23 protein-coding genes are annotated in these 22,339 nt (G+C 65.3%); 16 read left to right on the top strand and 7 right to left on the bottom strand.

Going from position 1 to position 22,339, the window contains the following annotated elements:
- The first annotated feature begins 51 nt into the window (after positions 1-51).
- The 5 genes from ABID58_RS20115 (at position 52) to ABID58_RS20095 (ending at position 4,194) form a co-directional block, all read left to right on the top strand.
- Positions 52-444: a BlaI/MecI/CopY family transcriptional regulator gene (locus ABID58_RS20115; protein ID WP_148753097.1), complete on the top strand. Its 393-nt coding sequence runs from the start codon at positions 52-54 to the stop codon at positions 442-444.
- Positions 441-2,975: a M56 family metallopeptidase gene (locus tag ABID58_RS20110; RefSeq protein WP_354034132.1), complete on the top strand. Its 2,535-nt coding sequence runs from the start codon at positions 441-443 to the stop codon at positions 2,973-2,975. Before ABID58_RS20115 ends, ABID58_RS20110 begins: the two co-directional genes overlap by 4 nt.
- A 105-nt stretch (positions 2,976-3,080) precedes the next feature.
- Positions 3,081-3,248, top strand: coding sequence for a hypothetical protein (locus ABID58_RS20105; protein WP_354034130.1), 168 nt, complete (start codon positions 3,081-3,083; stop codon positions 3,246-3,248).
- Positions 3,249-3,400: 152 nt separating this feature from the next.
- The gene (locus tag ABID58_RS20100; protein WP_354034128.1) at positions 3,401-3,937 is read left to right on the top strand and encodes a septal ring lytic transglycosylase RlpA family protein; all 537 of its coding nucleotides are present in this window, start codon (positions 3,401-3,403) and stop codon (positions 3,935-3,937) included.
- Positions 3,938-4,038: 101 nt separating this feature from the next.
- A complete protein-coding gene (locus ABID58_RS20095; protein WP_354034126.1) occupies positions 4,039-4,194 on the top strand; it encodes a hypothetical protein in 156 nt (51 codons plus the stop codon).
- Here ABID58_RS20095 and ABID58_RS20090 read toward each other — a convergent pair.
- The 3 genes from ABID58_RS20090 to ABID58_RS20080 all read right to left on the bottom strand — a co-directional run bounded on the left by ABID58_RS20090 (position 4,166) and on the right by ABID58_RS20080 (position 7,700).
- Complete coding sequence (locus ABID58_RS20090; RefSeq protein ID WP_354034124.1) at positions 4,166-4,471, bottom strand: hypothetical protein; 306 nt, start codon at positions 4,469-4,471, stop codon at positions 4,166-4,168. The two genes, ABID58_RS20095 and ABID58_RS20090, sit on opposite strands and share 29 nt — an antisense overlap.
- Positions 4,472-4,607: 136 nt before the next feature.
- Positions 4,608-4,880, bottom strand: coding sequence for a hypothetical protein (locus tag ABID58_RS20085; protein WP_148753100.1), 273 nt, complete (start codon positions 4,878-4,880; stop codon positions 4,608-4,610).
- Positions 4,881-5,009: 129 nt separating this feature from the next.
- A complete protein-coding gene (locus ABID58_RS20080) occupies positions 5,010-7,700 on the bottom strand; it encodes a flavin-containing monooxygenase (protein ID WP_354034122.1) in 2,691 nt (896 codons plus the stop codon).
- Between the two features lie 191 nt (positions 7,701-7,891).
- On the opposite strand from ABID58_RS20080, the gene ABID58_RS20075 reads away from it, so the two are divergent.
- Both ABID58_RS20075 and ABID58_RS20070 read left to right on the top strand, forming a co-directional pair.
- On the top strand, positions 7,892-8,128 hold the full coding sequence (locus tag ABID58_RS20075; RefSeq protein ID WP_354034120.1) for a hypothetical protein: 237 nt from the start codon (positions 7,892-7,894) through the stop codon (positions 8,126-8,128).
- 81 nt (positions 8,129-8,209) lie between these two features.
- Positions 8,210-9,679: a carboxylesterase/lipase family protein gene (locus tag ABID58_RS20070; protein WP_354034118.1), complete on the top strand. Its 1,470-nt coding sequence runs from the start codon at positions 8,210-8,212 to the stop codon at positions 9,677-9,679.
- Between the two features lie 7 nt (positions 9,680-9,686).
- Here the strand turns inward: ABID58_RS20070 and ABID58_RS20065 are convergent, their stop codons facing one another.
- Complete coding sequence (locus ABID58_RS20065) at positions 9,687-9,866, bottom strand: hypothetical protein (RefSeq protein WP_354034117.1); 180 nt, start codon at positions 9,864-9,866, stop codon at positions 9,687-9,689.
- 159 nt (positions 9,867-10,025) lie between these two features.
- Between ABID58_RS20065 and ABID58_RS20060 the strand changes: the two genes are divergently transcribed.
- On the top strand, positions 10,026-10,820 hold the full coding sequence (locus ABID58_RS20060) for a DODA-type extradiol aromatic ring-opening family dioxygenase (protein WP_148753089.1): 795 nt from the start codon (positions 10,026-10,028) through the stop codon (positions 10,818-10,820).
- 35 nt (positions 10,821-10,855) lie between these two features.
- Here the strand turns inward: ABID58_RS20060 and glgA are convergent, their stop codons facing one another.
- Both glgA and glgC read right to left on the bottom strand, forming a co-directional pair.
- Complete coding sequence (glgA, locus tag ABID58_RS20055) at positions 10,856-12,292, bottom strand: glycogen synthase GlgA (RefSeq protein WP_354034115.1); 1,437 nt, start codon at positions 12,290-12,292, stop codon at positions 10,856-10,858.
- A complete protein-coding gene (gene glgC / locus ABID58_RS20050) occupies positions 12,289-13,551 on the bottom strand; it encodes a glucose-1-phosphate adenylyltransferase (RefSeq protein ID WP_354034113.1) in 1,263 nt (420 codons plus the stop codon). The genes glgA and glgC overlap by 4 nt, the downstream gene beginning before the upstream one ends.
- 333 nt (positions 13,552-13,884) lie before the next feature.
- Here glgC and ABID58_RS20045 point away from each other — a divergent pair, with 333 nt between their 5' ends.
- On the top strand, positions 13,885-14,289 hold the full coding sequence (locus ABID58_RS20045; RefSeq protein ID WP_354034112.1) for a hypothetical protein: 405 nt from the start codon (positions 13,885-13,887) through the stop codon (positions 14,287-14,289).
- Positions 14,290-14,465: 176 nt separating this feature from the next.
- On the opposite strand, the gene ABID58_RS20040 is transcribed toward ABID58_RS20045, so the two are convergent.
- Positions 14,466-15,446, bottom strand: a complete 981-nt coding sequence (locus ABID58_RS20040) for an ABC transporter substrate-binding protein (RefSeq protein ID WP_354034111.1) — start codon at positions 15,444-15,446, stop codon at positions 14,466-14,468.
- Between the two features lie 151 nt (positions 15,447-15,597).
- Between ABID58_RS20040 and ABID58_RS20035 the strand changes: the two genes are divergently transcribed.
- From ABID58_RS20035 to ABID58_RS20005, 7 genes are read left to right on the top strand one after another with little or no spacing between them, the layout of a single operon-like run.
- Positions 15,598-15,954: a hypothetical protein gene (locus tag ABID58_RS20035; RefSeq protein ID WP_354034109.1), complete on the top strand. Its 357-nt coding sequence runs from the start codon at positions 15,598-15,600 to the stop codon at positions 15,952-15,954.
- A complete protein-coding gene (locus ABID58_RS20030) occupies positions 15,938-17,038 on the top strand; it encodes an ABC transporter substrate-binding protein (RefSeq protein WP_354034107.1) in 1,101 nt (366 codons plus the stop codon). Before ABID58_RS20035 ends, ABID58_RS20030 begins: the two co-directional genes overlap by 17 nt.
- Complete coding sequence (locus ABID58_RS20025; RefSeq protein WP_354034106.1) at positions 17,016-18,038, top strand: ABC transporter permease; 1,023 nt, start codon at positions 17,016-17,018, stop codon at positions 18,036-18,038. The genes ABID58_RS20030 and ABID58_RS20025 overlap by 23 nt, the downstream gene beginning before the upstream one ends.
- A complete protein-coding gene (locus ABID58_RS20020; RefSeq protein WP_354034104.1) occupies positions 18,032-18,829 on the top strand; it encodes an ABC transporter ATP-binding protein in 798 nt (265 codons plus the stop codon). The genes ABID58_RS20025 and ABID58_RS20020 overlap by 7 nt, the downstream gene beginning before the upstream one ends.
- Positions 18,823-19,995, top strand: coding sequence for an acyl-CoA dehydrogenase family protein (locus ABID58_RS20015; protein ID WP_354034103.1), 1,173 nt, complete (start codon positions 18,823-18,825; stop codon positions 19,993-19,995). Before ABID58_RS20020 ends, ABID58_RS20015 begins: the two co-directional genes overlap by 7 nt.
- A gap of 37 nt (positions 19,996-20,032) precedes the next feature.
- Positions 20,033-21,127, top strand: coding sequence for an LLM class flavin-dependent oxidoreductase (locus ABID58_RS20010; protein WP_354034101.1), 1,095 nt, complete (start codon positions 20,033-20,035; stop codon positions 21,125-21,127).
- Positions 21,124-22,062 (top strand): ABC transporter substrate-binding protein, encoded by a 939-nt coding sequence (locus ABID58_RS20005; protein WP_354034099.1) that lies wholly within the window; start codon positions 21,124-21,126, stop codon positions 22,060-22,062. Before ABID58_RS20010 ends, ABID58_RS20005 begins: the two co-directional genes overlap by 4 nt.
- Positions 22,063-22,339: the final 277 nt, after the last annotated feature.

The following is a 22,339-nucleotide window of genomic DNA, read 5'->3' as shown; positions in this document are numbered from 1 at the left end:
TGTGCGACGCTGCGTAGCGTTACAAGAATCTCAAGCTGTTAGGTAAGCCACATGGACGATCGTTTGCCCGACCTGGGCGATCTCGAGCACGAGGTCATGCAATTGGTATGGGCCCATGGGCCGGTCACGGCCGAAATCGTGCGCGAGCGGCTATCGCGACGCCTGAAGGAATCGACGGTGCGGACGGTGCTGCGCAGGCTGGAAGAAAAGGGCTATGCTCGCCACACCGTGGACGGACGCACCTACGTCTATCACGCCGCCGAAGAGCGGGCGCGGGTTGCGGCCAAGGCGGTGCAGCGCATCGTCGACTGGTTCTGCAACGGCTCGATGGAGGAGGTCCTCGTCGGCATGGTGGACAATGCGATGCTCGACCAGCAGCAATTGCGTGCGCTGGCCGACCAGGTGGCCAAGGCGAAGAAGGCGAGGGGAGTGAAAAAAGAATGATCGCGGCTCTGGCTGAGGCGGCGTTACGCTCCTTCGCGCTGGGAGGCGTCGTCTGGATCGGTCTCATCCTGTTTCGTGTGCGCAATCCGCACGTCCACATGACGGCGTGGATGGTCGTGCTGCTGGCATCGCTGGCGATGCCGTTCGTGATGCATTGGCCGACGCTCACCATCGACCGGATGCCTTTGTCCGTGCCCATGCCGGATGAAGCGTGGCCGGCCGACTTCTCGATGCTGGAGCGACCGCAGCCGTCCCTGCCGATCGCGCCCGCTGCGGCCATCGCGCCGATGGTGAAGCGAGGTCTCTCGATCGACTGGTGGATGGTCGCCACCACCGTCTATGCCTGCCTCGCCGGCCTGATGCTGCTGCGGCTGGCCATCGGCCTCTGCCTGACCTGGCGTCTGGCGCGCGCGGCGAAGCCGGTGAAAAGCCGTGAGATGATCGATGCCGATGTACGCGTCAGCCGCGACGTCGGCGGGCCCGTCACCTTCGGCTCGACCATCCTGGTGCCGCCGCAGTTTTTCGGCTGGGACGCGAAGAAGCGCCTCGCCGTGCTCGCCCATGAGGGCGCGCATGTCGCCAATGGCGATTTCTACGTCCTCTTGCTCGCCTCGCTCAACCGCGCGGTGTTCTGGTTCAGCCCGTTCTCCTGGTGGCAGCTGGCGCGGCTTGCCGAGCTTGCCGAGATCATCAGCGATGCCCGCGCGATCGAGATGATCGACGACCGGCTGTCCTACGCCGAAATCCTGCTCGACGTCGCGACCTCCGTGAAGCCGCGGCCGATGGAGCTTGCGATGGCGCGGGCTTCGACCGTGCGCGCGCGGGTCGAACGAATCATCGCAGCCGCCGCCATGCCCGCAGCGGTCGGTTGGCGCAAGCGGCTGTGGATCGCGGCCGCGATCGTGCCTGTCGTGATCGTGTCCGCCGGCATGATCGCCTATCGCACGCCGGATCCGGTGCCCGCCGGCGCAGATCTCGGCCAGGTGCCGGCCGAGCATTACCATCCGTTCGTCAATTTCTACGCCGTCAATTTCAACGTCATGGGCCCGGCCTCGGTGTTCGCCATCTTCCGCGAGGGCGACGAAATCTACGGGCAGCTCACCGGACAACGCAGGCTGCGCCTGACCGTCGCCAGCGACGGCACGGCGTCCTATGCGGCGTCGTCCGGCGAGATCACATTCCCTGTTGATGCGGAGCGTCGCTCGTCCGAATTGACGCTGCATATGAATGGCCGCGACGTGCGCGCCGTTCGCGTTGCCGAGATGCCGGCGCCAACAGCTGATCCGGTGTCGCTCGATCGATATGTCGGCTGGTACAGGATCGCGCCGGGCCGCGTGCTCACCGTGCGGCGCGATGGCGATCGTCTGCACGTGCAAGAGACCGGGCAGGGCCGAGCGCCGGTTCTTGCCGAGGGCACTGACGCGTTCTCCGTCCACGGCGATCATCTCCTGATCTTCCTGCGCGATGAAACGGCCGGCATCTCGCGCGTGCTGGTCCACAACGCCACCTCCGGCGCCCGCCTCGCGCAGCGGATCGATGCAGCGCAGGCTCAGGCGATCGAGGCCGACTTCGCGCGCCGCCTGGCGGAAGTCCCTGACAGATTCAGGGAGCAGGTCCCGGCCGCGCGCAGCAAGGAGGTGATCCTCACTGGTATCGAGGATTTGCGCCGCGGCACGCCGAACTACGATCGCATGAGCGCGCCGCTCGCCGCCAGCATCCATCGTCGGCTCGACGAATTGCGCGCGACCTTCGTGGCGCTCGGTGCGGTCGAGACGATCTTCTTCCGCGGCGTCGGGCCGGGCGGCTACGACATCTATGGCGCCAAATTCGAGAACGGCACGGCGGAATTCCGCGTGCTGCTCGAGCCGGACGGCAAGGCCGGCGACGTGATCTTCCGGCCCGACGGCAACGACGAGCTTGGCGGCATCGTCTCCTGCTCGGAGGAGGCGAATGTGCGCGGCCGCGCCGGCACCTCGCCGATCAGGATCATGCTCTACAACGAGACGGACGACGATATTAAGGTCTTCAATCTCGGCGCTGACGGCGAGCGCAAGGCGCAGAGCGTCGTCAGGTCGGACATGACCTGGGCCGCGCTGACCACCGTGAACAGCCCATGGGTCATTGCCGACAAGTCAGGGAAGTGCATGGAGATCCTGGCGCCTGGCCGGCAGACGCGCTTCCATAATGTCGAGGCCTCGAACGTCAGTGCCAGGCCGGGGCGTGCGTCGCGTCGCGCCGTCCCGATCGCCAATGGCGAGGCGATGCTGCGGCACTATATCGAGGGCATCGGCAAGGGGCAGCCCGACTACGACCATATGACCACCGAGGTCGCCAACATCACGCGTCAGCAGCTTCTGTTCGACCAGGCCATCGTGGCGCGGCTCGGGGCGTTGCGCGCGGTCTCGTTCCGCGGCGTCACCGCGCTCGACAGCGACATCTATGTCGCCCAGTTCGCCAACGGCTCGGCGGAGTGGCGCATCGGCGTCAGGAACGGAACGATCACCAAGATCGCGCTGGGGCCGAATTTCTAGCGGCGCGGCTTGCGCATCAGCGCTGCGAGCGCTACGATATGTAACACTACGCTAGGTAGCGGGCCCCCGCGAATTCGGCGCGGCCCTCGCAAGCTGACCGGGTTCATGATGTACATGCTGACGCAACGGGAGCTCGACTTTCTCGCCAGCCTGAAAACCGGCTGGCGGCTGCTCTATCGGCGCGAGTTGATGCGGCTCATCAGGGGCGACGTCGAGAGCGGCGAGACGCGGCCGGAGACGCGCCCGATCATCTGGCGCGCCGCATCGGGGTGATTTTTCGCGAGCCTGTTTCGATTCAGGACAGCTAACTGTGGTGGATTCATCACAGCCGGCGCGAAACGCTAGCGGTCGCAAGGCCGCTTTTGTTCAGCCAAGGTTCTGCCCTCATTGCCCACCGAAACTTGGGGTTGTTCGGAGGGCGCATCATGTCTCGCTTTGCAAGTGCAGAAACTGCTGCCGAAACGGCCCGGATTTCGCCGGCAACCTCGAGCCGGTTGTTGCTCGCCATTATCGGCGCCGCCTCGCTCGCCGCGTGCGCGCAATCACCGGTTGGCCGCCAGAAGGCTGACCTTGCCAGCACCGGCCGGCAGGTCGCGATCGAGCGGCCGCACCGCGTGGCGGCGCTGCATCCGCGGCCGATCAGCCGGGTGCGTGCTGCCAGCGAGACCGCGGACGCAAGGCCTACGGCCTCGCGTGGCGTTGCGAGCTTCTATTCGGACACGGAAACTGCGAGCGGCGAGAAGTTCGACAAGAACGAATTGACCGCGGCTCACCCGAGCCTGCCGTTCGGCACCAGGCTGCGCGTCACCGACGTCTCCTCCGGCCGCGCCGTGACCGTCAGGGTCAACGATCGCGGGCCCTTCGTTCGCGGCCGCGTGGTCGACATTTCGCCCTCCGCGGCCGAGGCGCTCGGCATGGTCGACAAGGGCATCACCAATGTCCGGCTCGACGTCGTGCGATAGAGCGTTGTTGATCGCCGCCGGCGTGCCGCGTTTAACGGGCTGTTAGCTGCTCTCCCGCACCATGGGTGCCCGGCAATTCGGGGCTTTGGGGGAGACGGCGCTTGAACACGATCCAGTATCTCGAAGATCAGGCGGCGCGCGCCGAGCGGCTTGCCAAACGGATCACGGATACGCCGACGATCGAGAAGCTGCTGACCTTCGCCGGCGAGCGCCGCCGCGAGATCGAGGTCATCTATGGCTCTCGACGAAATCGCTGAGGTAGTCGGGCAGCGTCACGCCATCGACGCCGCACCGTGCCTGGATCTCATCGGCGACATCGGTCGAGATGTCCTTCATCCAGTGCTCGAGCGTGTTGAACGAGATCACCTTGATGGGGTCGTTAAAGCAGCCCGCGACGAGCTCGCTGATCGTAGCGTCGAGATCGCTTCGTTCGACCCGGATTTCAGTCGCTTCGTCGAGACGATCGATCACCACGAACAGCGTTTGATCTGCGCCAAAGGGCACGACCGGGACTTGCGCGCCAGCTTCAAGCATGTGAGTTGCTCACGTCTTGGCTTTGGATTGGCTTCCGATCCTGTTAACTGGAAAAACCGGAAGAAGGTTCCTACCCAAGTCGGCGGAAGCAGCTAAGACGTTCGTCGTGCGCGTGCAGCCGCTCGCCCACCGGCAATCAGAGAAATTCCCGCAGCCGCGACAGCTCCGCGATGTGCTCGGGCGAGAGGATGTCCGTGACCAGCGGCGGCTGCGGCGCGGTGTGGATCTCGTAGAGATGCCGGGTCGGTGCGGGCTTTTCCATGAAGGCCGAGATGCACTCGTCGAGCGTGCCTTCGCTCACGTGATAGGACGCGCGGTCCGGCCGGCGCTGGTTTCCGAGTGACGGCCATTTATGCAGCACGGCGCGCGCGCTGAAATCGATTTTTGACTCAACTGATACGCCACCCATCGTCCCCGCCTCACGCAACAAGAGCCCCAGCACGCAATCTGCCGTGCCGGGGCCCATACCCATCGCTGCATCTCAATGCCACGCCTCGGTAACGCGGCGGCCGAGAAAAGGTTCCCGGCCGATGGCGGCTTAACTCGCGGCAGCTGCGATTTTGTGCCCCGGGCTTTCATGGCTGTGGCCGGTCTCGTCGCCGCGGCTGACCTCCGGCGGCAGCCCGGCAAAGCGCCGCAAGGCTTGAGCCATCTGCATCCGGCCCTGGACGCCAGTGATCACCACGTCCACCATCGGAAAGGACGAGTGGAAATGGCCGCGGGCTTTCAGCTGCTCGACCGGGACGCCGGCGGCCGCCATCGCTTCCGCATAGGCGATCCCCTCGTCGCGCAATGGATCGAACTCGCAGGTGACGATGAAGGCCGGCGGTAGGCCGGCGACCTTGCCGCGCAGCGGCGAGACACGCGGATCGGTGCGGTCGGCCGGCGAGCAGTAGAGGTCCCAGAACCAGTCCATCAGTGATCGCGTCAGGAAGTAGCCGGTCGCATTGTCGTTGTAGGACGGCCGGTCGAAGCTGCAGTCGGTGACCGGACACACCAGCAGCTGGCCGGCGATCTCGGGCCCGCCGCGGTCGCGCGCGAGCTGGCAGGTGACGGCAGCGATGTTGCCGCCGGCGCTCCAGCCTGCCACCAGCACCGGATCCGGCTTGCCGCCGAGCTCGGCCAGATGCCCGGCGATCCAGCGCGTCGCCGCATAGCCGTCCTCGGCCGCAGTGGGGAAGCGATGCTCCGGCGCGTGGCGATAGCCGACGCTGACAAAGCTCATGCCGGTTCGCCGCACCATGTCACGACAGAACGGCTCGTCCGACTGCTCGTCGCCGAGCACCCAGCCGCCGCCGTGGAAATAGACCACGATCTGATGCGGGCCCGGTGTGGCCGGCTTGTAGACGCGATAAGGCAGCGGGCCATCCGCGCCGGGCAGGGTGCCGTCGACGATGTCGCCGATCAGCCGTCCCGCAGGCCGGCCCTTGTTGAACTCGTTGACGAAGGCACGTGCGCCGATCGCGCCCATCGACTCGATCGGCGGCAGGTTCAGCGACGCCAGCAGGTTCAGCACCAGCCGCACGTCCGGCTGCAGCCGCACCACCTCGCCGTCATTGCATTGCGCGGCGACGTTGGGGCCGGTGAGCCTGAAGCCGAGCATGCCGCGGCTCGCGACCTCGTCGCAGATGCTGCGATAGGGGCCGACGCCGCCGGTGTAGGGCATCAGGCCCTGCACCTTGCCGGGCACGTTGGCGCCCGTGTACCAGGTGTTGGCGAGCCGGTGCAGCGTCACCATCGAGCAGTCGGCCATGTGTCGGCCCCAGCCGGCTTGCGCCGTCACGGTTGGCTCGATCGTGGTGAAGCCGGCGTCGCGCAATGCGGCGAGGCGGTCGACGACCCAGTCGACATGCTGCTCGATCGAGACCGCCATGTTCGACAGCACCGACGGGCTGCCGGGTCCGGTGATCATGAAGAAGTTCGGGAAACCCTCGACCGTGAGACCGAGATAGCTCTGCGGCCCCTGCGCCCAGACATCGCTGAGCGACTTGCCGTTGCGACCAGTGATCGGATGCACGGCGCGGATCGCGCCGGTCATGGCGTCGAAGCCGGTCGCGAACACGATGACGTCGACGTCGACGTTGCGCTTGCCGGTGGTGATGCCACCTGCGGTGATCGCCTTGATCGGCTCCTGGCGCAGATTGACCAGCGTGACGTTCGGCCGGTTGTAGGTCGCGTAGTAGTTGGTATCGAGGCAGGGACGTTTGGCGCCGAAGGGATGATCGTGCGGCATCAGCGCTGCCGCCGTCTCCGGATCCTTCACGGCCGCCGAGATCTTCTCGCGAATGAGATCGCAGATCAGCTTGTTGCCGTCGAAATCGACGCCCTGGTCGGCCCAGAGCTGCGTGAGGATATAGACGAGGTCACCCTTGCCCCACGCCACCTCGAAGCGTTCGCGCCGCTCGGCGTCGCTGAGCTGCCAGCTCACCGCCGTCTGCTGCGGGTAGGGCACGCCGGCCATCGACTGGCGCGCCTGCTCGCGATAGGCCGCGCGGTCGCTCTGGAACAGGTCCCTGCGATCGGCCGGCGAGGGGCCGTTATGCGCAGGCAGTGCGAAATTCGGCGTGCGCTGGAACACGGTCAGATGCGCGGCCTGTTCGGCAATCAGCGGAATCGACTGGATGGCCGACGAGCCGGTGCCGATCACGGCGACGCGTTTTCCGGCGAGATTGACGCCGTCATGCGGCCAGCGTCCGGTGAAATAGACCTCGCCCTTGAATTCCCCGATGCCATCAATCTCCGGCGGTTTTGGCGCGGAGAGGCAGCCGGTGGCCATGATGTAATGGCGGCAGGAGACCGGTGCGCCATTGTCGGTGGTGAGCTGCCAGCGCTCGGCCGTCTCGTCCCACTTGGCTTCGGTGACCTTGGTCTTGAAGCGGATGTCGCGGCGCAGGTCGTAGCGGTCCGCGACGAAGCCGAGATAGCGCAGGATCTCGGGCTGGGTGGCGTATTTCTCCGACCAGGTCCAGACCTTGTCGAGTTCCGGATCGAACGTGTAGCTGTAGTCGATGGTCTGGATATCGCAGCGCGCACCGGGATAGCGGTTCCAGTACCAGGTGCCGCCGACGTCGCCGGCTTCGTCGAGACCGGCGGCGGAGAGGCCGGCCTTGCGCAGGCGATGGAGTAGATAGAGGCCGGCAAATCCGGCGCCAACCACGGCAACATCGACCTGTTGAGCTGTTCCACTCGCCGCCTTGGACTCACGTGCGGCGACCATTGCGTCCGGCATGGTATTCCTCCCGTGTATTTTATTTTGCCGGCAGGCTAGCGCCGCAGGCCCGGCTTGTCATCAGAGCAGGTGCAATCTTCGGTAGTCCCGTTTGGGGCGTCATCGTGGCGGCGCGAAGCTTGCGTCAATGCACGCATCGCGATGCACCATGGCCGTGATTGCCCGGATAATCATGCACGATCCGTCTGTGTATGCTTGCGGCTACAAGCCAGGGCGTCATGACAGAGTTGAGTGAGCGAACCAAAGCCAACATGGACGTCGTCCTGGAGGAGACGTGCCGCCAATTGCCGCATGGCGGCGATCACGACAGCCGCAGGTTCATCGCCGAGCGCCTGATCGAGGCGGCGCGATCCGGCCACTCCACGCTCGGCGAGCTCGGCATCATCGCACGGCGCGCGCTGGCGGAGATTATTGCGAGGGGCGGCTAGCTCCCGCCACAGCGCTTGCCTCACTGCGGGGCTCGGACGTAACCTGCCGGGGAACAATTCGCGCATCGAGATCCCCTGAAGATGCGGTCCCTGCTTGCGTTCATTGCAGCCTTTGCATTGCTCTGCACCGGCAGGGCCGTGGCCCAGCCGGTTGGGCAATTTCCATTTGCGTTGACGCGCGAAGGCCAGATGCTCGGCGCCGTCGAAGGCGAGGTGGCATCGTTCAAGGGGCTTGCCTATGCAGCGCCGCCGGTAGGCAGCCTGCGCTGGCGTCCGCCGCAGGCCTTGCCCGAGAGTTCGGAGATGAGCATGGCCTACGAGCATGGCGCGCCCTGTCTCCAGCCATCGCTGCCGGCCGCGCGCGAAAATTGCCTCACGCTCAACGTGTTTCGTCCCTTCGGCGTCGACGGACCGCTGCCGGTGATGGTGTTCATCCATGGTGGTGGTTTCGTTAAGGGCACCGCCAATGATCCACTGTTCGATGGTGCGAGGCTCGCGCAGGCCGGGCTCATCGTGGTCACCGTGAATTATCGTCTCGGTGCGCTCGGCTGGCTGACGCATCCCGCGCTGTCGGACGGCGGCTCCGGCAATTTCGGCCTGATGGACCAGATCGCGGCGCTGCGCTGGGTGCATGAGAACATCGCGGCCTTCGGCGGCGATGCGAACAACGTGACGCTGTTCGGCAACGGTGCCGGTGCCACATCGATCGCGCTGCTGATGCTGTGCGCCCAATCCCGCGACCTCTTCCAGAAAGCCATTCTGCAATCGGTGCCTGGCCGCGCGCGCCTGCCGTCGTCGCAGGAGGCCGAGGCCGCAGGCCGGCAATTTGTCGCCGCGCTCGGGCAACAGGCGGATCTGCGCGCCGCCGAACCGGCGCGTCTGATTGCTGCCGAGAAGCGTCTGCTGGAGAAATCGCCGCGCAGCTTTATGCCGGCGATGGATGGAGATCTGGTGACGGAAGACATTGCCGCGGGATTTGCGGCAGGACATGAGAGCCGCATTCCCCTGATCATCGGCTCGAACGACGACGAGACGCGTTACGACAGCGAGCTCGAGATCAAGGAGATGCTGTCCGCGTCGGGCGAGAGCATCAACGAGCTGCGCAAGCTCTATGCCGATGCCGCGAGGCCGTCAGACGTTGCGGCGAGCTTCTACACCGACAAGGTCTTCTCCGAGCCGGTGCGAATGCTCGCCCGGCTTCATGCCGCGACCGGCGCGCCGACCTTCCGCTATCGCTTTGCCTATGTGCCGGAAGCACGGCGCGGCAATCCCGACGAAGGCCATGGGCGCGAGCTGCAGTTCATCTTCGGCGTGGAGGGCGTGCCCGGTGCGGGCATCTTCTCGCGACGCGACCGCGAGGTCGCAAACCGCATGCGGGCCTACTGGATCAACTTCGCCAGGAGCGGCGACCCCAACGGCGCAGAGCTGCCGCATTGGGATGCTGCCGCGGACCGCGACCATCTGTTGCTGATCGCGAATGATCGTACCGCGAGCGGCGACGACCCTTGGGGAGAGCGTCTGGGCCGGCTCGCAGGCGAAAGCAAAAAATGAGTTGGACTTAGGCCGCGAGCTCGACGCGCGGCGCCGGGCTCAGCCGGTCTTCTTCCAGATAGTCCATCGCGCCGTCCTTCTCGACGGCATAGAACTGCTGGCCTTCCCTGGACCGGTAGGCGGCGCGAACGATGCCGCGGCGTCCCTTGTCACTGTTGACGACGTCCCCCAGCGCAAACTTCCTCATCTCACGTCTCACTTGTCTTCTGGCCGTTCCTTCGGCCACGGTTGGATTGTGGGCGGTAAATCGTTAACGGCTTGCTAACCATACCGGTTTGCCTATGCTCGCCGCCGTTCGCGCGGGCCGTTCGCACGCGCATGTTGTGAAACAGGCGAGCCGACATCCATGACGCGATTACCGACCTTGTTTTTGTCGCACGGCGGCGGCCCTTGGCCGTTTATGGAAGACAGGCGAGTGCAATATGCCAAGACGGCTGCTGAGTTCGGCCGTTTGCCGCAGCTTCTTCCCGAGCGGCCGAAGGCGGTGCTCGTCATCACCGGCCATTGGGAGGCCGACGCCTTCACCGTGTCGACGTCGGCGCATCCGCCGATGGTGTACGACTATTACGGTTTCCCCGAGCATACCTATCACATCACATATCCGGCGCCGGGCCAGCCCGAGCTCGCTGCGGAGGTGAGCGCGCTGCTCAAGCACGCCGGCCTCCATTGCCGGGAAGATCCCAATCAGGGGTTTGACCACGGCACTTTCGTGCCGCTCGGCCTGATGTATCCGAACGCCGACATGCCGATCGTGCTGCTGTCGCTGAAGTCGAGCTACGACGCGGCCGAGCACATCAGGGTCGGGCAGGCGATCGCCTCGCTCCGCGACGAGGGCATTCTGATCGTCGGCAGCGGGCTCACCTATCACAACATGCGCGGTTTTGGCCGCGCGGAGTCCAAGCCCGTCTCGTATGATTTCGAAGCCTATCTGAACGAGGCGATCAGCAACCCGGATGCGTCCCGCCGCAACGCGATGCTGGTCGACTGGGAGAACGCGCCGAGCGCACGTCTCGCCCACCCGCGCGAGGACCATCTGCTGCCGCTGATGGTCGCGGCAGGCGCCGCCGGCAGCGACGTCGGCAAGCGCGTCTTCGTCGACGAGGTCGCAAGCGTCGCGATGGCGTCGTATGTGTTTGGATGATTTTCGCAGGGCGGATTACGCTTCGCTAATCCGGCCTACGCATTGCGCCCGCGGGATGCCATCAGGTTGCGATAGAGCGTCGCGTACTCGCCCGCCCGGTTGCGCCAGGAGACGTCGGTCGCAAGGCCCGCGAGCTGCAATTGCCGCCACGCGGACTTGTCATGGAAGGTGAAGCTCGCGCGCCCCAGCGCTGCCGAGAGATTTGCCGATGTCACGGGCCCGAATGTGAAGCCGGTCGTCTCGTTCACGGTATCCGCGAGGCCGCTCACACGCGACACGATCGGCACGGCACCATAGCGCAGGGCGCAGAGCTGGGTTAGCCCGCACGGCTCGAACCGCGACGGCACAATCAGGGCGTCAGAGCCGGCCTGGATCAGATGCGCGAGCGCCTCGTCATAGCCGATCACGGCCGCAATCCGGCCCGGATGTCCGCGTGCGGTTCCCTGGTAGCGATCCTGCAGTTCAGCATCGCCGCTGCCGAGCAGCGCCAATTGCATCCCATCGCCCAGGATGGTGGGCATGGACTCCAGCAGCAGATCGAGCCCCTTCTGCCACGACAGGCGGCTGATGACGCCGAGCAGCAGCGCATCCGGCCGCGGATCGAGGCCGAGCCGCTGCTGCAGCGCCGCCTTGTTGGCCGAACGAAACGACAGCTCCTCGGCGCCGAACCGATAGGCGATATGCGGATCGGTTTGCGGATTCCACACTTCGGTGTCGATGCCGTTAAGGATGCCGCTCAGCACGCCGGCGCGCTCGCGCAGCAAGCCGCCGAGCCCCATGCCGCCTTCGTCGCTCTGGATTTCATGCGCGTAGGTCGGCGACACCGTGGTGATGCGATCGGCCAGCTGCAGGCCGGCTTTCAAAAAGCTGATGCCGCCGAAATATTCGAGGCCGTGGACGTCGAACGACGCATGCTGGGGCAAGCCGATCGCGCCCGCGAGCGTGCGGTCGAACTTGCCTTGATAGGCCATGTTGTGAATGGTCATGACGGTGCCGGGGCGCGCCCCGCCATCGTAGTGCAGATAGGCCGGTGCCAGCCCGGCCTGCCAGTCATGGGCATGCACGACATCGGGCACGAAGCTTGCGACGAGACCGTGGCCGATATCGGCTGCAATGCGCGACAGCGCGGCGAAGCGTATGCCGTTGTCCGGCCAGTCGGTGCCTTCGGCGGTGACGTAGGGGTTGCCCGGCCGCGCGTAGAGATGCGGCACATCGAGCACGAACAGGTCGAGCCCCTCGTGCGAGCCGGCAAGCAACCGGCCCGGCCCGCCGAAATAATCCGGCCAGCGCCGGATTTCATCCGCGCCCGCGAGCAGCCGCATCACGTCCGGGTAGCCCGGCATCAGCGTGCGCATCTCGACGCCGTGCGCCTTCAGCGCGATCGGCAGCGCGCCGGCGACATCCGCGAGGCCGCCGGTCTTGACGATGGGGTAGACTTCAGAAGCGACCGCGAGGACGCGAACAGGCATCATGTATTGAGCCTGTCGATCATCGGCTGGGTGATCAGCGTGATGCCCTGCTCGGTGGTCCGGAAGCGCTTGGCGTCGAGCTCGGGATCCTCGCCGACGACAAGTCCTTCCGGAATCTCGATGCCGCGGTCGATCACGACGTTCTTCAGCCGCGCGCCGCGCCCGACATGGACGTAAGGCATGATCACGGCGTTCTCGACATTGGCATAGGAGTTGATGCGCACGCCGGTGAACAGCAGCGAGCGGCGCAGCGAGGCGCCCGAGATGATGCAGCCGCCAGAAACCAGCGAGCTGACGGCGAAACCGCGCCGGCTCTCCTCGTCGTGGACGAATTTCGCGGGCGGCGTGATCTCCGAATAGGACCAGATCGGCCAGGCGCGGTCGAACAGATCGAGCTCCGGCACCACGTCGGTGAGGTCGATATTGGCGGCCCAGTATGCATCAACCGTTCCGACATCGCGCCAGTAGGAGCGCGGTTCGGTGCCGGTGCGCACGCAGGAGGTCGAGAACTGATGCGCGATGGCGCGGCCGTTCTTGACGATGTAGGGGATGATGTCCTTGCCGAAATCGTGGTTGGAGTGCGGATCCTCGGCGTCGCGCTTGAGCTGGTCGAACAGGAATTTCGAGTCGAACACGTAGATGCCCATGCTGGCGAGCGAGACATCCGGCTTGCCCGGCATCGGCGGCGGATCCTTGGGCTTCTCGAGGAACTGCTGGATCCAGCCGTTCTCGTCGATATGCATGATGCCGAAGCCGCTTGATTCCGCGCGGGGCATTTCGAGGCAGCCGACCGTGACGTCGGCGCCGCTGTCGACATGCTGCCGCAGCATCACCTCGTAATCCATCTTATAGATATGATCGCCGGCGAGCACCACGATGAAGCGAGCGTTGTGCGACTCGATGATGTCGATGTTCTGGTAGATCGCGTCCGCCGTGCCGACATACCACATGCTCTCCGAGACGCGCTGGCTCGCAGGCAGGATGTCAAAACTCTCGTTGCGCTCGGGACGGAAGAAGTTCCAGCCCATCTGAAGATGCCGGATCAGGCTGTGCGCCTTGTACTGGGTGGCGACCGCGATGCGGCGGATGCCGGAGTTGACCGCGTTCGACAGCGCGAAATCGATGATGCGGGATTTGCCGCCGAAATAGACCGCGGGCTTGGCGCGCCGGTCGGTCAATTCCAGCAGCCGGCTGCCGCGACCACCGGCCAGGACAAACGCCAAAGCCTGGCGGGCAAGCGGCTCATTTCCGGCGGCACTCATGTCATCCTCCCACTCGTCCGGCGCAAGCTCGGGCTCTCGCGAAGTGCCTTCCGGCCGCGCACCATTGGAACCGATAGTAACGGTACGAATAGTAAATCGGGAAGGTGCTTGTTGGTTGCGAACACATGGAAAGCTTAACGCTTTGCCGCCGATCTCAACGCTCCCGCGCCGTCGTCCCGGTGTCATCTCGGCATCGCGGATGATCACATTTCAGGCAGGTGCGGCATCTTGTGCGCTGCACGCAAGCTCGAGGCTTTGACTTAGCGCTGGGATGCCTGAATCATGGCGCCCGGATCACTTTCCAAACCGAAACGTCAGTCAGGAGGTGAGACGATGACGATCTGGAAAACGGCAATTGCCTGTTCACTCACGGCTGCGGTCGTGGCTGGCCATTTGGGGCAGGCGACAGCGGCCCCGCTGCCGACCAATGTCGCGACCATGAAGGCCGCGGCCGGCGATGACGTCACGCCGGTCTACTGGCGTGGCCGCGGCTTTGGATGGGGGCTCGGCGGCCTCGCTGCCGGCGCGATCATCGGCGGCGCCATCGCCAGCGGCGGTCCCTACGGCTATTACGGCGGCGGGCCGTACTATGGCTATGGATATCCGGGACCGGGCTACGGCTATGCGCCGGCCTATTACGGTTACGGCTACGGGCCGGCCTATCCGCGATACTATCGCCCCTACCGTTCGTATTACGGCTACTACCGGCCGCGCCCGTATTACGGCGGGTACTGGTAAGAGCTTTTTGCTTGAGCATATGATCGTTCGGAAAACCGCTTCACACTCTTCCGGATCATGCTCTAGAGCGACAGCCACACGATCAAGCTCATGCACGCGAGATGGGCGAGCACGATTGCGGCGAGATGCAGCGGGCCGGCCTTGAGGCGAAGCCTGCGCATCTCGCCGCCTCCGCGCTAGTTCGATCCTGCGGCCGCGGCGGTGAAGCTGCGGTCGACGGCTTTGCTGACGTCGAGCGTCTTCGGCAGGATGCCGTAGCGCGTCGAACGGTCGGATGCTTCCTGCACCTCCTTCACGACGTTTTCGTCGATCGGAATCGGGCTGGTGCGCTGTGCAGCGTAGGCCGACAGTAGCACGTCCTCGGGCAGCTTGGTCAGCTCGGCCGTGCTCCTGGCATATTCGTCGAGGTGATCCAGCGACCAGAGCCGCGCCTTGTTCAGCCGCTGCACGAGGTCCTGCACCGCCGCGCGCTTGGTGGCGATGGCGCTGTCGGAGGCGACGATGAAGGTGATGGTCGGCGTCAGGCCTTCGCCGTCGGCTATCACGCGCGCCTTGTCCTTTAGCGTTGCGAACGAGACATAGGGCTCCCACACCGCCCATGCGTCGATCGAGCCGGCCACCAGCGCGACCTTGGCATCGACGGGGCCGAGCGGCGCGAAGGTCGCATCCTCGATCCTGATCTGTGCTTTCTCCAGCGTCGCGTCGATCAGGAACTGTCCCCAGCCGCCGCGCGTGCCGGCGAGGCGTTTTCCCTTGAGGTCGGCGGCCGATTTGATCGGTGAATCCTGGCGCACCAGGATCGCTTGCGTTTTCGCGTCCGACCTGGTGCCGCCGATCGCCTTGATCGGCGCACCGGCGGCATAGACCGTCAGGAAGGAGAGATCGCCGGTGTAGCCGACGTCGAGCACGCCGGCGTTGAGCGCTTCCAGGATCGGCGCGGCCGCCGGGAATTCCGACCATTCGATCTTGTAGGGCACGTCTTTCGCAAAGCCTGAAATCTCCAGCAGCGAGCGGTTGCCGCCCTTCTGGTCGCCGACGCGGAGCACGGCCCTGTCGGCCGCGAACGACGCCGCCGCCGTCGACAAGGTGACGGCGGCAGCAAGCAGCGAGAATGCCAACCGGCGCGTGATGGAACGATCGTGGGAATTGATGCTCATGTGGCCTGTCTTGTTGATCTGTCTTTTTTGCCCTGCTCACGACGCGCGAGCGAACGATGCAGCTGGACGATCAAGTCTATGAGCGCGCGATGCGCAGTCAATGAAATGGCCAACCGTATTGCGCGCGCGCCGGGCAAGGACGTTTCAGCGAATGACCGCTTTCGAGAACACGCCGTGCACGCGCACGAAATCGCGCGAAAATGATGCGGGTGACGGAGTCGTGATACGAAGCGCGGGCCGGTGCTTCGGCGAAAATCGTTTCATCGTTCTCGCGCGCGCCGGTGGAGAGAATGTCTTCGCTTCGCGCAACATTCGAAATTCCATTTCATTGACGGTGCGAGGAACGCGCCGCATGATTTGCGCATCGCATCAACGCGGCGCGCGAAGCGCCGACGGAAAGATTTTCTCTCAACGCAGCTCCGCAGGGAATGTGCGCAACGCGAGCCGTTGTGCATGCGGCGGAGCCATGCCAGCGCAGGAGCCAGAGGCCGATGAAGAACGACAATAAGCGCGGCGGACCGGGCCTCGACCGGCGCCACTTGCTCCAGGCGGGGCTTGCGGCGGCCTTCGCCGCGCCGCTCGGGGCACTGGGCGCGCAGGCCTTTGCGCCGCAGGCGATCGGATCCGGCGTCGACTTCTCGGAGTTCCCGCTGTGCCGGACGGCGTCGGATGGCCCGGTGCTGTCAGGCGCGCCGCGCAAGCTGAAACTGTCGTGGAATGCCGGCGCGGTCTGCCTCGCGCCGCTGCCGGTCGCGATCGAGCACGGCTTCTTCCAGAAGCAGAATCTCGACGTCGAGCTCGTCAACTATTCCGGCTCGACCGATCAGCTGCTCGAGGCGATCGCCACCGGAAAGAGCGACGCCGGTCTCGGCATGGCGCTGCGCTGGCTGAAGCCGCTGGAGCAGGGCTTTGACGTCAAGATCGCCGCCGGCACCCATGGCGGCTGCATGCGCGTGCTGAGCCGCGCCGATTCCGGCGTGACCAAGCTTGCCGATCTCAAGGGCAGAAGCGTCGCCGTCGGCGATCTCGCCGGGCCCGACAAGAATTTCTTCTCGATCCAGCTTGCAAAACTCGGCATCGATCCGAACAAGGACGTCGACTGGCGTGCCTATCCCGGCAACCTCCTCAACGTCGCGGTCGAGAAGGGCGAGGTGCAGGCCTTCCTGTCGTCCGATCCGCTGGCCTATCTCTGGTTGAAGGACACCCAGTACAAGGAGGTCGCCTCCAATCTCGACGGCGACTATCGCGACAAGAGCTGCTGCATCGTGGGCCTGCGCGGCAGCCTGGTGCGCGAGGAGCCGCAGGTCGCCCGCGCCATCACCCAGGCGCTGCTCGACGCCGCGATGTTCACCTCGCAGAACCCGTCGCTGGCGGCCAAGTCGTTCCAGCCCTACGCACCGAAGGCCGCAACGCTCGCCGATATCGAGGGCATGGTGCGCTACCACACGCATCATCATCACCCCACGGGGGAGGTGCTGAAGCGCGAGCTCAAGGCCTATGCCGACGATCTCAAGAGCGTGCAGGTCTTCAAGCAGAGCACCGACACGACCAAATTTGCGGAGCGCATCTATGTCGACGTATTCTCTGTCTGACGGGCTCGCGTCCGGCGCGCCGCGCACCTCGCACGCGCCGTGGCTTGCGACCTGGGTCCAGGAATCCGGTGCGGGCGTGGCCGCCAGCGCCGCCTGGATCGCCTTCGGTCTCTCCTGCCTGTGGTGGGAGGACGTCGGCGACTGGTCGCGTACGCATTCGCTCGGCATCGCCGCCTTCGTCATCGCCGCCATCGCCCTGTTCGGGACCGTCGGCGCGGACTATCTCGGCCCGGCCGGCCGGGCCCTGCGCCAGCGCGCGCCATGGCTCATTGCGCTCGGAGCTTTTCTGACCCTGTGGGAGGTCGCGACCGCCAAATTTGCCTGGTTGCCGCTGCCGTTCTTTCCGCCGCCGCAATCGATCATCGAGGTCTATACCGATGATCTGCCAAAGCTGCTCGACAGCGTGTTCGCCTCGGTCAAGCTTCAGCTCGGCGGCTATCTCATCGGCGCCACGGTCGGCTTTTTGACCGGCGTCTCGATCGGCTGGTCGCGTGCGGTCGGCTATTGGGTGCATCCGGTGCTGCGCTTCATCGGCCCGCTGCCGGCGACCGCCTGGCTGCCGATTGCGTTCTTCACCTTTCCGTCGAGCTGGAGTGCTTCGACCTTCCTGATCGCGCTGGCCACCGGATTCCCCGTCACGGTGCTGACCTGGTCGGGCGTCGCGAGCGTCAGCACGGCCTATTACGACGTCGCGCGCACGCTCGGCGCAAAACCGTCCTTCCTGGTGCTGAAGGTCGCGATCCCCGCGGCGCTGCCGCATGTCTTCGTCGGCCTGTTCATGGGGCTCGGCGCGTCCTTTGCCGTGCTGGTCGTCGCCGAGATGATCGGCGTCAAGGCCGGGCTCGGCTGGTACCTGCAATGGGCGCAGGGCTGGGCGGCCTACGCCAACATGTATGCGGCGCTGATCGTGATGTCGCTGCTCTGCTCCGGCGCGATCACGCTGCTGTTTGCGATCCGCGACCGCATGCTGGTCTGGCAGAAGGGGACCGTGAAATGGTAGAAGCCGCTTTCGCCGAAGCGATCGCGCATGCGGCCGCAGGCGCCGCCCTCGACATCGAGCAGGTCAGCCACGCCTTCGACATCGACGGCGCCGAGCTCCCCGTGCTCAGCGAGGTCAGCATCGCCGTCGAGCCCGGCGAGTTTGTCGCGCTGCTCGGGCCGTCCGGCTGCGGCAAGTCGACCTTGCTGCGGCTTGTCGCCGGCCTGGACAAACCCAAAGCGGGAACGCTGCGCGAGGACGAGGTCCGCATCAGAAGTCCGCATCCGTCACGCGTCGTCGTGTTCCAGGACCCGACGCTGTTTCCCTGGCGCACGGTCTGGGACAATGTGGCGCTGGGGCTGGAAGCCCAGGGCATTTTGAAGAGCCAGCGCCACCGCGTCGATGCCGCGCTCGATCTCGTCGGGCTATCGGACTTCCGCACCGCCTATCCGCATCAGCTCTCCGGCGGCATGGCGCAGCGCGTCGCGCTGGCGCGTGCGCTGGTCAACGATCCCAAGATCCTGATCCTGGACGAGCCGCTGGGAAAATTGGACTCGCTGACCCGCATCACCATGCAGGCCGAGCTGGTGTCGCTGTGGCAACGCAAGGGTTTTACCACGCTCCTTGTCACGCATGATGCCGAGGAGGCGCTGGTGCTCGCCAACCGCGTCATCGTCTTCAGCGAGCGTCCCGCGCGCGTGAAGGCCGACATCCGCGTCGACCGGCCCTATCCGCGTCATCGCGGCGACCCGTATCTGGCCGATCTGCGCCGTCAGATTCTCGGTCTCCTGGGATTGGATGCCACATGGTGACGTACGCAGCCAAAGGGCGCACGGCCCATAGCGAACCCGACTACATCGCGCGTGCTGAAGCCCTGGCCGAAGGCTTTGCTGCGCGTGCGGCCGAGCATGACCGCACCGGCAGTTTTCCGTTCGAGAACTTTCGCGAGCTCTCCGAGGCAGGCCTGCTGTCGCTGACCGTGCCTGCGGCGTTCGGCGGTGCCGGCGCGGGCGCGCGATATACCGCGCGCGTGCTCGGCATCGTCGGCAAAGCCTGCTCGTCGACGGCGCTGGTGCTGTCGATGCATTACATCAATCATCTGGTGATGGCGCGAAGCCCGTCCTGGCCGATACGGCTGTCGCGCAAGCTCGCACAGGAAACCGTCGAAGGAATCGCGCTCGTCAATGCGCTCCGCGTCGAGCCCGAGCTTGGCTCACCCGCGCGCGGCGGCTTGCCGGCGACGATCGCGCGGCGCACCGAGACCGGTTGGCGCCTCACCGGCCACAAGATCTATTCGACCGGCTCGCCGATCCTGAAATGGTATCTGGTCTGGGCCCGGACCGACGAGGCCGAGCCGCGTGTCGGTCAGTTCCTGGTGCCGGCGGGGCTACCGGGCACCCGTATCGTCGAGACCTGGGATCACCATGGGCTGCGCGCCAGCGGCAGCCATGACGTCATCTTCGACGACGTCGTGATCCCGCTCGATGCCGAGGTCGATGTCCGCAAGCCCGCAGACTGGCGCGCGCCGGACGTTGCGCAGGCGACCGTCCACACCATCTTCGTTGCCGCGATCTATGACGGCATTGCGCGTGCGGCGCGCGACTGGCTGGTGACCTTCCTGAAGACGCGGGCGCCGGCCAGTCTCGGCGCAGCGCTGGCGACCTTGCCGCGCGCCCAGGAGATCCTCGGCGGCATCGAGGCGCGGCTTGCGGTCAACGCACGTTTGATCGGGAGTTTCGCCTCCGATTTCGACGACGGCTTGCAGGTCAGCGCGGTCGAGTCCAACATCATCAAGCTGACGGTGACCAATAATGCCGTGGCCGCAGTGGAGGACGCCTTGTCGCTGACCAGCAATCATGGCCTGTCGCGCAAAAATCCGCTGGAGCGGCATTACCGTGACGTGCTCTGCGGCCGCGTCCACACGCCACAGGACGACAGCACGAAAATCGCCGCCGGGCGCATCGCGCTCGGCGTCTGATCAATCAACCTGTTCAATCAACATATGGAGTTCCCTGATGTCGGTCGAGTTCATCGGCTTTGTCGCAAACAGCAACGCTTCCGAGACCATCGTGCGCCAGGGGCCGGTGCTCGATCCGCATTATATCGAGACGGTGGCGAAGGCGCATGAGCTTGCCGGTTTCGACCGCGCGCTGCTCGCGTTTCATTCGACCACGCCTGACGCGCTCCAGATCGCCCAGCATGTCCTGACGATCACCAAGCAGCTCAAGGTGATGATCGCACAACGGCCAGGCTTCACCGCGCCGACGCTGCTGGCGCGCCAGCTTGCCACGCTCGATCAGCTCTATGGCGGCCGCGTCTCGCTGCACGTCATCACCGGCGGCAACGCGATCGAGCTCAGGCAGGACGGCAACACGCTCGACGACAAGGACGAGCGCTATGCCCGCACCAGCGAATTCCTCGACGTCGTGCGGCTGGAATGGACCAGCGAGAAGCCGTTCAACTACAGCGGCAAGTACTACACCGTCGAGAACGGCTTTTCGCAGGTGAAGCCGCTGCAGAAGGGCGGCATCTACACCTTCGTCGGCGGCGGCTCCGATGCCGCGATCGAGGTCTCGGGCAAGCATGCCGACACCTTTGCGCTGTGGGGTGAATCCTATGCGCAGGTGCGCGACGTCACCGCGCGCGTGCGTGCGGCAGCCGCGAAGCACGGGCGGCCGAGCCCCCGCTTCAGCCTCTCGGTGCGGCCGATCCTCGCCGATAGCGAGGAAAAGGCCTGGCAGAAGGCCGAGTCGATTCTGGAGCGCGCCACCGCGCTGCAGGACCAGACCGGCTATCGCCGGCCCAATCACGCCACCGAGGGCGCCAAGCGGCTGCTGGCAGCGGCCGACCAGGGCGCGCGCATCGACAAGCGGCTGTGGACCGAGATCGCAAAACTCACCGGCGCCAACAGCAATACCACCGCGCTGGTCGGCACGCCGGAGCAGGTCGCCGAGGTCTTCGCCGACTATTACGATCTCGGCGTCAGCCATTTCCTGATCCGCGGCTTCGATCCGCTTCCCGATGCCATCGACTATGGCCGCGAGCTGATCCCGCTGACGCGCAAGCTGATCGCCGAACGCGACCAGCAGCGGGGGATCGCGGCGGAATGATCCGGTTCATCATTGCTGCAGCGCTCGCATTTGCGGGTGCCGATCTCGCAGCTGCGCAGACCACGCTGCGCGTTGGCGACCAGAAGGGCAATTCGCAGGCCGTGATGGAAGCGGCAGGCCAACTCAAGGACGTTCCTTACAAGATCGAGTGGAAGGAGTTTCCCGCCGCCGCGCCGCTGCTGGAAGCGCTCAGCGCCGGTGCGATCGAGACCGGGCTCGTGGGCGATGCTCCCTTCACGTTCGCCGCCGCCTCCGGCGCGCCCGTGAAGGCGATCGCCGCGATCCGGCAGACGCGCGAAGGGCTCGCGATTCTCGTGCCCGAAAATTCGCCGATCAAGAGCTTCGCCGATCTCCGCGGCAAGAAGATAGCAACCGGCCGCGGCTCGATCGGGCATCAGCTGATTTTGGCCGCGCTCGAAAAGAACGGCTGGGCTGCGAGCGACGTGCAGATCGCGTTCCTGGCGCCGTCGGACGCCAAGATCGCCTACACGCAAGGCTCCGTCGATGCGTGGTCGACCTGGGAGCCTTACGTGAGCCAGGAGGAGGTGCTGTTCAAGTCACGCCGCGTCATCACGGCGGAAGGCCTGACGCCGGGCCTGAGCTTCCAGGTGGCGCGGCCCGACGCGATCCGCGACAAGCGCGCAGAGCTGACCGACTTCATCCGCCGCCTCACCGTAGCGCGGGCGTGGTCGCTGACCAATGCCAACGGTTATGCCGAGACCTGGGGCAAGCTGATGAACATCCCGACCGCGGTCCCGCAGAACTGGCTCTCGCGCGCAAAGATCCGCATCGCGCCGATCGACGACGGCGTGGTCGCGGACGAGCAGAGCACGATTGATCTCTACTTCCGCTGGGGCCTGATCAAGCAGAAGCTCGTTGCTGCCGAGATCGTCGATCGATCTTTTGCGGATGCCATCGCGAAGGCGGGGTTGTAGCGAGCACTTTCCCTCTCCCCTTGTGGGAGAGGGTGGCTCGCCGCGCAGCGACGAGACGGGTGAGGGGTTCTGTCCGCAATCACATTTCTGACATCTTGAACTCGCGGATGCATACCCCTCATCCGGCGCTTCGCTGTCCAGCGGATGGATTGGTAACAGAACAGACCGGATGGATGGGTGAGACTGTTCATGATTTGGTCGGCTCCGGCGCTGCGCTAGCGCAGCGCCGGAGCTTGTGTGTTTTCTGGTCGATGATGCCGATCGGTACGTCGAAGAA

It is taken from the genome of Bradyrhizobium sp. S3.2.6 (assembly GCF_040546885.1).
Classification (GTDB): domain Bacteria; phylum Pseudomonadota; class Alphaproteobacteria; order Rhizobiales; family Xanthobacteraceae; genus Bradyrhizobium; species Bradyrhizobium cytisi.
Note: the sequence above shows the minus strand (reverse complement) of the source record. Positions and strands in the feature narration are given on the sequence as shown.

Bases quoted from the DNA above. Each gene is read 5' to 3' on its own strand.
- ABID58_RS20115 (WP_148753097.1), top strand. From the start codon at position 52: ATGGACGATCGTTTGCCCGACCTGGGCGATCTCGAGCACGAGGTCATG.
- ABID58_RS20110 (WP_354034132.1), top strand. From the start codon at position 441: ATGATCGCGGCTCTGGCTGAGGCGGCGTTACGCTCCTTCGCGCTGGGA.
- ABID58_RS20105 (WP_354034130.1), top strand. From the start codon at position 3,081: ATGATGTACATGCTGACGCAACGGGAGCTCGACTTTCTCGCCAGCCTG.
- ABID58_RS20100 (WP_354034128.1), top strand. From the start codon at position 3,401: ATGTCTCGCTTTGCAAGTGCAGAAACTGCTGCCGAAACGGCCCGGATT.
- ABID58_RS20090 (WP_354034124.1), bottom strand. From the start codon at position 4,471: ATGCTTGAAGCTGGCGCGCAAGTCCCGGTCGTGCCCTTTGGCGCAGAT.
- ABID58_RS20085 (WP_148753100.1), bottom strand. From the start codon at position 4,880: ATGGGTGGCGTATCAGTTGAGTCAAAAATCGATTTCAGCGCGCGCGCC.
- ABID58_RS20080 (WP_354034122.1), bottom strand. From the start codon at position 7,700: ATGCCGGACGCAATGGTCGCCGCACGTGAGTCCAAGGCGGCGAGTGGA.
- ABID58_RS20075 (WP_354034120.1), top strand. From the start codon at position 7,892: ATGCTTGCGGCTACAAGCCAGGGCGTCATGACAGAGTTGAGTGAGCGA.
- ABID58_RS20070 (WP_354034118.1), top strand. From the start codon at position 8,210: ATGCGGTCCCTGCTTGCGTTCATTGCAGCCTTTGCATTGCTCTGCACC.
- ABID58_RS20065 (WP_354034117.1), bottom strand. From the start codon at position 9,866: ATGAGGAAGTTTGCGCTGGGGGACGTCGTCAACAGTGACAAGGGACGC.
- ABID58_RS20060 (WP_148753089.1), top strand. From the start codon at position 10,026: ATGACGCGATTACCGACCTTGTTTTTGTCGCACGGCGGCGGCCCTTGG.
- glgA (WP_354034115.1), bottom strand. From the start codon at position 12,292: ATGATGCCTGTTCGCGTCCTCGCGGTCGCTTCTGAAGTCTACCCCATC.
- glgC (WP_354034113.1), bottom strand. From the start codon at position 13,551: ATGAGTGCCGCCGGAAATGAGCCGCTTGCCCGCCAGGCTTTGGCGTTT.
- ABID58_RS20045 (WP_354034112.1), top strand. From the start codon at position 13,885: ATGACGATCTGGAAAACGGCAATTGCCTGTTCACTCACGGCTGCGGTC.
- ABID58_RS20040 (WP_354034111.1), bottom strand. From the start codon at position 15,446: ATGAGCATCAATTCCCACGATCGTTCCATCACGCGCCGGTTGGCATTC.
- ABID58_RS20035 (WP_354034109.1), top strand. From the start codon at position 15,598: ATGACCGCTTTCGAGAACACGCCGTGCACGCGCACGAAATCGCGCGAA.
- ABID58_RS20030 (WP_354034107.1), top strand. From the start codon at position 15,938: ATGAAGAACGACAATAAGCGCGGCGGACCGGGCCTCGACCGGCGCCAC.
- ABID58_RS20025 (WP_354034106.1), top strand. From the start codon at position 17,016: ATGTCGACGTATTCTCTGTCTGACGGGCTCGCGTCCGGCGCGCCGCGC.
- ABID58_RS20020 (WP_354034104.1), top strand. From the start codon at position 18,032: ATGGTAGAAGCCGCTTTCGCCGAAGCGATCGCGCATGCGGCCGCAGGC.
- ABID58_RS20015 (WP_354034103.1), top strand. From the start codon at position 18,823: ATGGTGACGTACGCAGCCAAAGGGCGCACGGCCCATAGCGAACCCGAC.
- ABID58_RS20010 (WP_354034101.1), top strand. From the start codon at position 20,033: ATGTCGGTCGAGTTCATCGGCTTTGTCGCAAACAGCAACGCTTCCGAG.
- ABID58_RS20005 (WP_354034099.1), top strand. From the start codon at position 21,124: ATGATCCGGTTCATCATTGCTGCAGCGCTCGCATTTGCGGGTGCCGAT.